General features: G+C 55.0%; 7 protein-coding genes. 2 read left to right on the plus strand and 5 right to left on the minus strand.

The window, feature by feature from the left end; genetic code table 11:
- The first annotated feature begins 35 nt into the window (after window positions 1-35).
- Together NTX59_05990 and NTX59_05995 are read left to right on the plus strand one after the other, a co-directional pair.
- The gene (locus tag NTX59_05990) at window positions 36-5,996 is read left to right on the plus strand and encodes a fibronectin type III domain-containing protein (protein ID MCX5785219.1); all 5,961 of its coding nucleotides are present in this window, start codon (window positions 36-38) and stop codon (window positions 5,994-5,996) included.
- 87 nt (window positions 5,997-6,083) lie between these two features.
- On the plus strand, window positions 6,084-7,127 hold the full coding sequence (locus NTX59_05995; GenBank protein MCX5785220.1) for a PorV/PorQ family protein: 1,044 nt from the start codon (window positions 6,084-6,086) through the stop codon (window positions 7,125-7,127).
- 53 nt (window positions 7,128-7,180) lie between these two features.
- Here NTX59_05995 and nuoB read toward each other — a convergent pair whose 3' ends face one another.
- The 5 genes from nuoB to NTX59_06020 all read right to left on the minus strand — a co-directional run bounded on the left by nuoB (window position 7,181) and on the right by NTX59_06020 (window position 12,389).
- The gene (nuoB, locus tag NTX59_06000) at window positions 7,181-7,699 is read right to left on the minus strand and encodes an NADH-quinone oxidoreductase subunit NuoB (GenBank protein MCX5785221.1); all 519 of its coding nucleotides are present in this window, start codon (window positions 7,697-7,699) and stop codon (window positions 7,181-7,183) included.
- A complete protein-coding gene (locus NTX59_06005) occupies window positions 7,696-9,279 on the minus strand; it encodes an NADH-quinone oxidoreductase subunit C (GenBank protein ID MCX5785222.1) in 1,584 nt (527 codons plus the stop codon). Before NTX59_06005 ends, nuoB begins: the two co-directional genes overlap by 4 nt.
- 1 nt (window position 9,280) lies before the next feature.
- Window positions 9,281-10,732 carry a hydrogenase 4 subunit F gene (locus NTX59_06010; protein ID MCX5785223.1) on the minus strand — a complete coding sequence of 484 codons (1,452 nt, stop codon included), beginning with the start codon at window positions 10,730-10,732 and terminating at the stop codon, window positions 9,281-9,283.
- Window positions 10,733-10,825: 93 nt separating this feature from the next.
- Window positions 10,826-11,464 (minus strand): hypothetical protein, encoded by a 639-nt coding sequence (locus NTX59_06015; protein ID MCX5785224.1) that lies wholly within the window; start codon window positions 11,462-11,464, stop codon window positions 10,826-10,828.
- A gap of 1 nt (window position 11,465) precedes the next feature.
- Window positions 11,466-12,389 carry an NADH-quinone oxidoreductase subunit H gene (locus NTX59_06020; protein ID MCX5785225.1) on the minus strand — a complete coding sequence of 308 codons (924 nt, stop codon included), beginning with the start codon at window positions 12,387-12,389 and terminating at the stop codon, window positions 11,466-11,468.
- Window position 12,390 lies beyond the last annotated feature (1 nt).

Raw genomic sequence — 12,390 nt, forward strand, 5'->3', positions numbered from 1 at the left:
ACAAACTTGTAACACCGGAAGTTTATAATATTTTTATGGGTTTCAGAAAAACCATTTCCCTTATCACGGCCCTGTTGCTTTGCCCATTGTTAAATGCCAGCGCGCTTCCAACGCTTGGCACCACCAGGCACAGCCACACCGCCACTCTTCTGCCGGACGGTAATTTTCTGATGACAGGCGGGGTCACCGGTTCCGGAAACACACCCACAGGCAGCGCGGAAATATATGTTACCTCGGCAAAAGCTTTCCAGGCGATAGGCGCAATAACGCAGCGTTCCTCGCACACAGCCACCGTTCTCGGAGACGGGCGGGTGCTTGTTGCGGGCGGCTTCAACAATGGCACCCCTTTGAACACAGCATACGTCCTGGACAACCGGACCAATGTATGGTCGCCCGTTGGAAGCAACATGTTATATGCGCGCGGCGGACATACGGCAAATCTCATAAACAAAGGCCTTAACGCCGGAGATGTGCTTATTTGCGGCGGACAGACTGCCGCCAATTACACATTGGCCGGCGGCATAACCGGCACCTGCGAAATTTTTGACACCAAAGCGACCGCAGCGCCGTATTTTAAGCCAGCCGCTTCCATGGCCGCCGCAAGGATGAACCATGCGGCCGCCACCCTCAACTCCGGGAATGTTTTCGTTTCCGGAGGCATGCAGTGGGACTCCGTAGCGGCAGACTTCGTCTACCTTCCCGACAACGAAATCTACGATGTCGTGCATGACTCGTGGACCCCCGTCACCGCTCTTCTGCAGGGCAGGGCGTCTCACACCATAACGCCGCTTGATAACGGCGACGTGATGATAGCCGGCGGCTACAATAAAGCCAACTTTTTCAATCTGGACACGGAGGAAAAGTGGTATTACGACAATGCGGACGCTGAGGCCGCTCAGAATGCCGGCAGCCACGGCTACCTGGACGCCGCCGAGTTCTTTGATCCCGCGGGAAGGGGCGTTGTAAACGGAGCTTCGTCTTCGGTAATGCCATACCGCACCAGTTCCCACGCAGCCGCGCTTAGCGCTTCCGGCGAGGTTAAGGTGGACGGCGGCTACGGAAATATGGTCCCGACATTTTTTGATCCCAACAATCCTGCGTGCTCAGCGGGCTCGTATCTGCGTTTAACACCTACAGCCACCCTCGGCACGGCTTCAATAGACTCCGTCAACAGCAGCAAGGTAACATTTCCTCTTGATATACCCCTGACCAGCCCCGTTTCAGGCCGCGTTGTTAATGGCGACATATTTTTTTCCCTCCCAAAAACCGCGGGGGGGCCGAGTTTTTCCGTAGCCACCTTCCAGGCGATCCTCGGACGCAGCACCACTAGTCTTGCCGGGCAGCCGATAGGCCGGGTTACAAGCCCTGATATTAACGCCGGCAAGTTCACAACTGATGTAACTTTGACAAACCCGATCGGCGGCGCCGGCGTGTTCGCTCCTATGACCAACACTCCAATTGACATAGCGCACGGTGGAACTTCAGCATTTTCTTTCGCTTCGGTGAAGGCCGGACAAGGCGGCGCTTTGACCGGCACGGTCACACTGAACGTTACATTTAATGTTTCCTCTAAATACTATAGCGCTATACCCGGAATAACATCTCATATTGCAGGTCAGGCCGTCATAAAAGCCGGAACCATATCAGATCTCAGTTATGTTTATAACGTTAAACTCAAGAGCGGCACCGGCACAATTCCAGCCGGCACCACGATAGGCGCCGGCGGGGCGGTAACCGTCAGTATCCCCTTCACAGGCATTACAGGAACGGTAAACAACCTGACCTCGGATACGAACTACATTCTGCTCGCTTCCTCAGTCAATGCAAGCAATACTCCCGCTTACTCTCCGCCAGGATTACATCCAGCCGGGATAACGAACGACGATATTTCCGGTCTTAGTCTGGACATAACCTATACATCCGACTATGTGGACCTGTCTGACGCAAAATACGACATTAACACTTCCAGTTTCGTGGTTCGCGAAATGATTTTCTCCACTAACCTGGGGTTCAAGTCAAACGATTTCACCTGGGACACGACAAGCGAAGCCTACGATTCGGACGCGCCAAGATTCAACCACACATATATGATAACCCCCGCCGGCGATGAACTTATAACCGGCGGAAGGAACTGCGAGGTTCCGACGACCAACTGCGCCGGAAAGACATTTACCGCAACCACAGCGCAGTCGCTTATTGTGACGATCCCCGGGGCGGGAGTCACAACCACATCAGGCGGCTGGGCCGACGAGAAAGCCCTCAACGAAAAACGGGCTTATCACACCAGCACCCTGCTTGCGGACGGCTCTATTCTTACCTGCGGCGGCTCGGACGGCACAATCACTTCCGATACCTGCGAGCTGCGCGACCCCGTCACGGGGAACTGGAACTATGCGGGCAGTATGTTTTCCAGGCGCTCGCGCCACACCGCCACTCTGCTCCCCAACGGCACCGTTTTTGTGACCGGCGGCACCACGGGCGCCTCCACAGCCGCCGTGGCCACGACTGAAATGTATTACCCGAAGACAAAGAGATGGGTGCGGACGCAAAGCATGTCGGTTCCTCGTCAGAATCACACCGCCACCCTGATGTCGGACGGCAATGTGCTTGTGACCGGGGGCTCCTCCGATACCGGATACTCGGCCGCGTCAGAAATATTCATCTCCACCTCCGCGATGTGGCAGACGGTCGGCAGCCTTACAAAGGGCCGCGCGCAGCATACGGCCACCCTGCTGAATAACGGCAATGTGCTTGTGACCGGCGGCGTCAACGGCGTGGCGTTACGCACGACTGAAATTTTCGATCACGTCCTCAGGACATGGTCCGGCGGGCCGATCATGTACACCCCAAGGTACTCGCATACCGCCACACTTTTCAAGGACGGAAAAGTTCTGGTCACCGGAGGCAGCAATGGAAACGGCCCGAGAACAACCACGGAACTGCTGAGTCCTCCATACACCGGCCCCTGGGATCCGACCGCCGACAGGGATATGCTCCACGAGCGCGCGAACCATAGGGCTACATTGCTTACTACAGGGAAAATCCTTTTAACCGGCGGCGAAACGCTGGGAGCCACCCGCAAGGAAGCTGAACTGTTCAACACGGATTTTGACTTCTGGCAAGGCTATGGCGAGGCCCAGAACAGGGCCAACCATACCGCCGTTCTGGGCCTCAACGGCTATGTGTTCGTGATCGGCGGCTGGGACGGAACTCAGTATCTGAACGGCGTGCAATCGGTCTATTTCGCGCCCTACCCTGACGTATTCGACATGGCCCCAAGAAACAGAAATCCGCAGGTTTCCACGGCCGCGGTCGTGGACTATCTGGACAGGGGCCAGAGGCTGACTCTCCTTAGCGACGCGGCCAATTTCCATGGCGTCACTGAAGCGTCGGGAGGCGGAGCGGGCCCGGCCAGCTCCTCTTTCAGCAACCCGCGGGTCTATTTACAGGCCATGGACGCCCCCAGCGGTTTCCTGATGGACCTGACCACCGGCATTTACAAGATCTTCACTACCCCGACCGAGGTCAACCCTTCCTGGGCGAATACTCTTTCCTCTATAACGGTAACTCTGCCGCTCACCGCGGCGGAAATACCTTACGGCTATTATTACGCCAGAGCCGAGGCGAACGGGCAATACTCCAACGGCCGCGTGGTGCAGATCACGAAACCGCGGCCCACGGGCCTTGCAGTCAACATTTCCACTTCCGATATCGGCATAAGTTCCATAACCTGGACATGGAACAGCGGCGATATCAAGAATAATATTCCTCTCCCGGACGGCTATAATCTTTACTCCTCAACCGACAATCTCTTTATTTCCACGGCGTCTTATGGCGACTTTGCCTCCTATACCCAGACCGGCCTTAGCCCGAATACCCAGATTTCGATAAACATAGCCGCTTATAATTTCGGCGGCGACGGCCCGCTCAGCCACAGCGCCACTTTCTACACTCTCGCAGCGGCCCCAACCGGGCTCACGGTTACGGGGGCAAGTTTTGAAACCGCGGCGCTCACCTGGAACCCGAACGGGAATTCCGCCGCTACGCCGTACGAAATTTCAGTTTACCAGGAATCGGACGCCGCTACGGAACCCGCGTTCACGTACGCGGCCAACATCTCTACTCCGGTCCCGTTTTCCATTAATTACCTGAGCACTTCTACCGTTATTAACACCTTATCCCCTAATAAGACCTATTATTTCAGGGTCCGGGCCAAGAACGGCGACGGCTTCCTGACCGCTTACGACAACAAGTTTTATACCCAGACGGTTTCCACTATAACAGTGGGCAACATCGCAAATCTGCAGGGCATCGCTAATAACATGTCGGAGATAACCTGGTCTTGGGACGAGTCCGCCGGTGCCACCTCATACAGCATTTATGATGTCACCACGGGAACTGACACTGAAAACGCCGCGCTTCTAAGCGACACTGTCTCCGGCAACTACTATACGCAGAAGAACCTTCTCACCAATACCGCTCACAGTGTCGCCGTAAAGGCGAAAAAGCTGGTTACGTCAACCGCCTGGCTTGACGGCCCCATGTCCTATTCAGGGCGGGTCTATACCCTCGCCGTCACGCCTACGGCCAACGGAATGAACACTTTCACCGATGTGAGCACCGGAAGCCTTACTGTCAACTGGATAACGAACGGCAATTCAAGCGCTACCATCTACGACGCGCAACTGTCACTGAACAGCAACTTTGACATCGGCCCCGTAGTAACCACTCAGGTTACAGACTGCATAGCCGGCTGCGCGGCCACTTTCTCCGGCCTGAAGCCGAATTATAAATATTACGCCGCGGTACTGGCCTACAACGGGGACGGAAAGGTGACCGCTCCGCTGTTCTTTGACCCAAAATACAAATACACAAGGGCCCAGCCCCCGTCAAATGTCCGGCCGACTTTAATTTCCATGGATGGCGTTGTATTAAGCTGGGATACGGTCGATAACTCTACGGAAACAGTTTATGAAGTAAGGTCCTCCACCGCGGGCTTCGGACAATCCGTGACCATAGAAAAGTCCTTTGCCAATTATTATACAGCCTCCTCGCTGCCTCTTACAGGCCTTTTAACCTCAACCACTTATTATCTCGATGTAGCGGCCTGCAATGGGGAAGGCGTTGGCCTGGGCTGTACCAGCGTCGGAGTAACGGCCCGCTCCCAATGTGTGCCCAATGCCATAACTCTGCCGGGGCCGGGCGGCGCTCCCTCCGGCTCCATAGCCGGAGTCAGCAGTCCCTCGGCCGCCACTACGATTCACGGCTTCCTGCCCACCAGCCGGGAAGTATGGTTGACAGTACCCGCCGCCTCTTTCAAGCAGGCCACCAATATAGCCATTTCGTCGTTTCCGGCCAGGCCTGATGTAACCGATGCCTGTCACTATCTTCTGGGAGGCTCAAAAGCTCTGGAATTTGCCATTTATTCTCAGGGCAACGCCCAACCGCTGAACCCTGTCACTATTAAGCTGACTTACGATCTCCTTACCGATCCCAACGGAGTAGCCGCCATTAATAATAACCGCGCCAGGCTGGTAGTGGCCCGCTATAACCCGGCTACGACCCAATGCCTGCCGCTTGAGACACAGATCGACACGGGACTACGGACCATAACCGCCACCTTAAACCATTTCAGCACCTTAGACCCCTTACATGCCATAGACCAACCCTCACTTCCGTACCACTTAGGCGGCACCTTTCAGCTGATATTGAGCACCGCCTCCACAGGTTTGAGCAATGTGAGGGTTTTTCCGAATCCTTTTTATACCAACAGGGGCAACGGGTATGTGACAATAGACAGTATGCCGGCTTCAGCCAAGGTGAACATTTACACTCTTTCCGGCGACAAGATTTGGACGGGAACAGCCGGAACTACCGGCTTCATTATCTGGAAAGGCGTAAATAAGCACGGAGAACTTGTAGCCAGCGGAATATATCTGGCCGTTATAGACTCAACCGCGGGCAAGAAAATATTGAAAATAGCGGTGGAAAGATAGAAAGATAGCGGGAAAGGTTACGCGCGGAAGGTTGCGGCAACAGGCAGAGGTTCGGGGAAGGAAGAACTTCGGACGGACGGATTTACTATGAGAAGCCTAACGAAACTGAAAGCGGCGGCGCTGATGACGGCAGTTATGGCTGCCCTGATTTGTCCGCCGCGGGCTTTGGCCACGGAACACTACTTCTCGTCTAAAGCGGCGGGGACCGCCGGCGCCGATTTTCTTAATCTCCCCGTTGGCGCAAGAGCCGCCGCGATGGGGGGGGCTTATTCCGCGGTAAGCGATGAAGCCTCCGCCATATACTGGAATCCGGCGGGATTGGTGCAGATACCGAAGCTTTCGGCCGTGTTTATGCGGTCACAGTATGTGGCCGATATCAGCTACCAGTACGCGGCCTACGCCCAACGGCTTTCTTACGGCGATGTGATCGGCGTATCCGCGCTGTTCACCGATATAGGCAGCATAGACAATACCAATGTTGACGGCGGCAGAATCGGGACCTTTTCCCCGAAAGACCAGGTATACACGCTTTCTTACAGCAAAGCCATTCTTGAATTTTCAGACAAGGATATGGATGTGTCCATGGGCGTTTCGCTCAAATACATACGCTCTACAATAATTGAATCGGCCAAAAGTTATGCCGGAGATATCGGAATAATGACATATAATTTCAAGGATATCCCCTATCGGCTGGCCATCACCGTATCGAATTTCGGACAGGGCATGCGCTACGATCAGGCGTCAAACACCCTGCCCCTTACGCTTAAACTGGGCGCGGCGGTAAACCCCTTCCGCGATATGCTTTTGACAACCGACGTGCTGATCGCGAAGCAGAACGCGACCAATTTTCTTTTTGGCGCTGAATTGGCTACCGAGCCGAACGAACTGACCCGCCTGTGCCTGCGGGCGGGTCTTAACACCCAGCGCATGAGCGACGGTTTGAGCGGACTTACCCTGGGCGTGGGCGCCACGCTGCATTTCTTCTCGCTTGACTACGCCTTCGTGCCCATGGGCGAACTCGGGACAACACATAAAATTTCCATTACCTTTGACTTTCCTTTCCGCAGCCCTGTTTTCCAGCGCAGAGACCGTTCCATCTTCACTAAAATGAAGGGAATTTCATTAAAGTAATATCCTTCCACCCCGGTACCGGGCTTCCAACTACGCCAACCGAAAATCACAGGTTAATCAATTCTGCCGATAAGGCGCAGTATAGCATCCAGGATCGTCAGCGGATGGGGGGGACAGCCGGGTATGTGGGCGGCGACATGCACTATCCTGCCTATATCGCCGGTGCAGTAATAAGAATCCTTGAAAGCGCCGCCGTTCAGGGCGCAGTCTCCGCAGGTTATCACGAATTTAGGCCCGGGCATGGCCTCATAGGTGCGCTTAAGCGCCAGCGCCATGTTCCTCGCCGCCGGCCCGGTGACAAGCAGGACGTCGGCGTGCCGCGGGGAGGCCACAAAATCAATGCCGAAGCGCTGAATATCGTATATCGGGTTCGTCGCGGAAATTATCTCGGATTCGCACGCTCCGCAGGAGCCCGTGTCAACTTCCCTGATATGCAGCGAACGGCCGAATTTCTTTATGATCAGCGAGCGCAGCTCTTCACCGGTTTCTTCATACCGAGGGGAGGCGGAAACCTTTTCAATTTTTTTTGAAAGGATGCCTTTTTTAAGGCTGTTCCACAAAATGCGCATCATAGGTCGTTACCCGGGTACGACAGGTTGAAACTTTTATTGCACAGCGGAAAATCGGGGATGATATTACCGGGCACCGCCTGGGCGAGCCCTTCCCAGTTCAGGAAAGAAGGATCCGTTATTTTGCACCGTTCCACCAGAGCGTTTTCTCCGATCCGCACCCAATAGAGAACGGGGCCCCGCCAGCCTTCGGCGTAGCCGAGCGCGCAACCGCTTGCGAAGTCCCCTGCCGCGGGCTCCGGACCGCCGCCTTTTTTAAGCATGCCTGAAAATTCCTTTATAAGCCTTACGGATTCCTCAAATTCAAATACCCGCACATTCAGCCGGGCAAGAACATCGCCTTTCTCCTGCTTCGCGGGTTTGAACCCCGCGCCTTTGTGGAGAGGCGAAAAATCAGCCCGGAGATCCGCCGCTATCCCGGAAGCCCGCGCGGCAGGGCCGGAAACGCCCAGTTCCAAAGCGGTTTTATGCGGCAATATGCCTGTTTCCTCAACCCGGTCCATAAAAGACACGCTGCCGTAAAGCATCTCTTTTAAGGCGCGGAAATCCTCCTCAGCCGACGCGAGAGCGGCGCCGATGGCTTCCAGTTCGGTCGCCGTGAGAAGCTTTGAAACTCCGCCTATGCGGTTGAAATTTTTCAGATACCTCGACCCGGTGAGCTTTTCATTAAGCGCCAGTATGTTTTCTTTGATCACCGAGGCGCAGGCCGCCGGGAAGCTAAATCCCACATCGGTGGCTATTCCGCCGGCGTCCGCGGCGTGATTATACAGCCTCTCCAGTTCAAGCAGTATAGCCCTGGTCAGCCGGTGTTCATCCGGCGTTTTCACGCCGCGTATCTTCTCAACGGCCCCGGCGAAAGCCAGGCTGTGCGCGAAAGCCGCTTCGCCGTCCGCCAGCTCCGAAAAAGCCAGGGCGGCGTCCGCGGTTTTGCCTTCAAAAAGCTTTTCCACTCCCCGGTGAGTGAAGCCGAGCCGTATCTCAAGGTTCAAAACAGGCTCGCCCGCCGCGCTGAACCTGAAATGCCCCGGCGCTATTATTCCCGCGTGCACGGGGCCGACCGGCACTTCAAAAACCCCGTCGCCCTCAACGCGCCGGAACGCGTAGCTTTGGCCGGTGTCTCCTGATTTTTCCGGCGGCTTAAAATCTTTTCTCAGGGGATAAAACCCTTCCGGCCATACTTCCGTATGCAGGCGCAGCCGCCTTGGATCAAAAGCTCCCCGCCGCTTTATGCCGAACATTTCGCTTGTTTCCCGTTCAAAAAGCGAAGCCGAAAAGATCTCGTTCTCCAGCGAATCGAATTCCGGGGACCGGCCGTCAAGCCTGACCGACACCATAAGCCACCTGCCTTCCGCGCGGGAGGCAAAAACGCAGCGAACAAAAAAGCAGTTCTGCGCGGCGCGCGCATCTTCGGCGAACAGCGTGGAAAGGGGCGCGCCGGTTTTCTGGTGCGCGAAAAGACAGACCTTTTTAAAATCCTCCGGCCTGACCTCAAGGTGCGCTTCTTCGAGCGCGTTCCATTTTATCGAAACAGGAGTTACCCCTTCCCGGGCAGAAAGTTCCTTTAAAATATCTTCTATTTTCACGTCATACTCCTGTTAAAACGCTCACGGCCGCGCGCAGCAGTTTCGCCATAAAAGCCGGGACGCCCAGACCCAGGGCGAGCATAAAACCGCCCAGCAGCATGAACGCGGCTTTTGTGGCCATAGGCTCCGCCCCGGGGCCCATCTCTTTTGGTTTTTTCTCAAAAAGAACTCCGCTGAAATGATGCACCAGCGCCCCGAAGATCACGGCGAGAAAGAACATAAAAAGACCTGAGACCAGGTACCTGCCCTGCACGAACGCCCCTGAAAGGATGGTCAGTTCGCTCATGAAAATTGAAAAAGGCGGAAGGCCGCCGAGCGCGAAAAACCCGAACAGCAGAAATATCCCCGTAAAAGGCATGGCCGCGATAACGCCCCTGATCTTGCGCATATCGTGCGTTCCGTATTTTTTGCCCACGCTGCCGGCCGCGAAGAACATCAGCGCCTTGGTGACGGCGTGATTAAAAACATGGTAGAGCGCGCCAAACGTGCCCGCCGCGCCGCCTATGCCTATGCCTACGAAGATTATCCCTATATGCTCAACGCTGTGATAAGCGAGCAGCCGTTTGATATCTTTCTGGACCAGGATAAAAGCAGCCGAAACGCCCAGGGAAAGCATGCCGAATAAAAGCGCCAGGTTGGCGGCGTAGGAGACGCCGACGGCCTTGTTGGTAATGACCATAAACCTTAAAATGGCGTATGCCGAGGTTTTAAGCAGCACGCACGACAGCAGGGCGCTTATCGGCGTAAGCGCCTGGCTGTGCGCGTCCGGCAGCCAGGTGTGCATGGGAGCCAGCCCCGCCTTGGTGCCGTATCCCACCAGAATGAAAATGAAAGCTGTTTTGACCACCCGCGGGTCGAGGCTGCCCGCGTGCGCCAGCATATCTTCCCAGTTAAGGTTATTTACTCCGGCGGCGGTGTTCAGCGCGTAATAAAAGAGAATGACGCCGACAAGCGCCAGCACTATGCCCACCGAGCAGATTATAACGTATTTCCATGCCGCTTCTATGGCTTTTTTAGTGGTGTGAAAACCCACCAGGAACGCCGAGGCGAGCGTGGTCATTTCAACGCAGACCCACATAAGTCCGAGGTTTTCCACCAGCGTGACCAGGAACATGCTCAATGTGAAAATATTGAAAAGGGAATAATAAAGCCTTGCCTTGCTCTCGCCCATCAGGCCTTCGCTTACTTCGCCCGCTATATAGCCCTTTGAGTAAAGGGCCGCGGCCAGGTTTACTACGGCGATCGTGAAGACAAAAAAAAGGCTTAAGGCGTCGGCGCAGAAAAAACCGTCAAGCCTGCCGGGCGCTCCGAAACAAATTATCTGGACAAGCACAAGGACGAATGCCGTCAGGTGTCCGGCGATGTTTACGGCCCCCATGGCCGCCTGGCGGCGCGTAAGCCAGGGAAGAACCGCGCAGCAGGCATTTATCAGCAATACGAGATATATCAGCATGTTTCGTTATGACTAAGACAGACAGAATCCAGTAGTCAGAAGCCAGTAGCCAGAATTCTGACTACTGACTCCTGAATTCTGACTTCTTGTCCTTCACCCCTTAAGCCTTGTCAGCCGGCTCACGTCTATATGGGTGAACAGGCCTTTTATCCGGTAAACGAAAACTCCCGCTACTACCACAAGCACGAACAGGTCAAAAAATACGGCTATTTCGACTATAAACGGCATGCCACTTGAAATAGACGAAGCCAGCATAAACACCCCGTTTTCCATCACCAAAAGCCCTATTATCTGCGCCAGGGCTTTCAGGCGGAAAACCATAAGGAAAAAACCGGTAAAAACCGCCAGCAGAGAAATTGAAAAATTCAGTCTGGCGTCGCCGGACATTCCGCCTATAAACGAATCGTAAAAACCGTAAATAAGCCAGCAGAAAACTATTACCGCAATAACCGACAGCGGCGGGTTCAGAACAAGGCCCATGTTCTCTCCTGAACTCATTTCGGCCGTTATTTTATTAAGATGCCTGGGTATCAGCCATACTTTAATGAAAAGTATCATGGCTGTTATGATCCATAGTTCCCGATCGCCGTAGCGCAGCGCGAAAGAAGCGGTTGAAAGCGCCAGCATAAGCGACTGAAATCTGAAGGCGCGTATAAGCGCCCCGAGGCGCTTGGCTCCGGCCATCAGGAATATAGAAAACAAAAGCCCTACGGCTAATATATGCGACCACATATCAGTATCCACCCGCCGCGAGAACAGCGGAAGCAAGCGCGGCCACAAAAGCGAACATAAGCAGATCCGCCACCCGGAACAGTCTCATTTTTGCCATTGAAACTTCCGTAAACGCCATAATGACGGCAAGCGCGAACACTTTAACGGCAAAAGCCGCAGCCGCGGCCGCCGCAAGCGCCGCGCCGCACCCCGCCGTCCGTGTCAGGGGAAAAATAACAGCGGCTATCAGCGAAAACCAGACCATCTGCCTTATATGGGAGGCGTATTCTATCAGAGCGAGCGCGCGGCCGGAATATTCCAGAGCCATTGCCTCGTGCACCATGGTAAGCTCGAGGTGAGTTTCCTGATTGTCCACGGGTATCCTGGAGGTCTCGGCTATCGCCACGATAAAAAGCGAAAAGCCGGCGGTCAGCGAAGAGGCGCTGAAAGCCCCGTTGCCGGTTATGGCGGCAAAGGAGGTGGAACCGGCGTTTAACGCCAGGACGAAAAAGGAAACCAGCGCCGCCGGCTCGGCCAGGCTCGAGATGAACATCTCGCGGGAAGAGCCCATGCCGCCGAAAGCGCCGGCCGCGTCCATGCCGGCCAGCGCCATAAAGAACCTGCCCAGCGCCAGTATGAACATAACGGCCACAATATCGCCCATGCCGCCAGCGGCGGCGGCGCCGCCAAAAAGCGGTACCAGCAGCAAAGCCGCCGCCGATGAGGAAATTACCGCATACGGGGTAATTTGAAACAGCCACGAAGCGTGTTCCGAAACGACCTCATCGTTTTTCCCCAGAAGCTTGAAAAAATTATTATAGGGCTGCAATACGGGCGCGCCGCGCCTCATCCTGACGGTGTTTTTTATTTTTGTGATAAGTCCGCTGACTAAAGGCGCGACGGCGATGATCAGCAGAAACTGCATAATGCCCGGCGCTTGTTCCATA

The organism is Elusimicrobiota bacterium (assembly GCA_026388155.1).
In the GTDB taxonomy this organism is placed as follows: Bacteria; Elusimicrobiota; Elusimicrobia; order Elusimicrobiales; family UBA9959; genus UBA9634.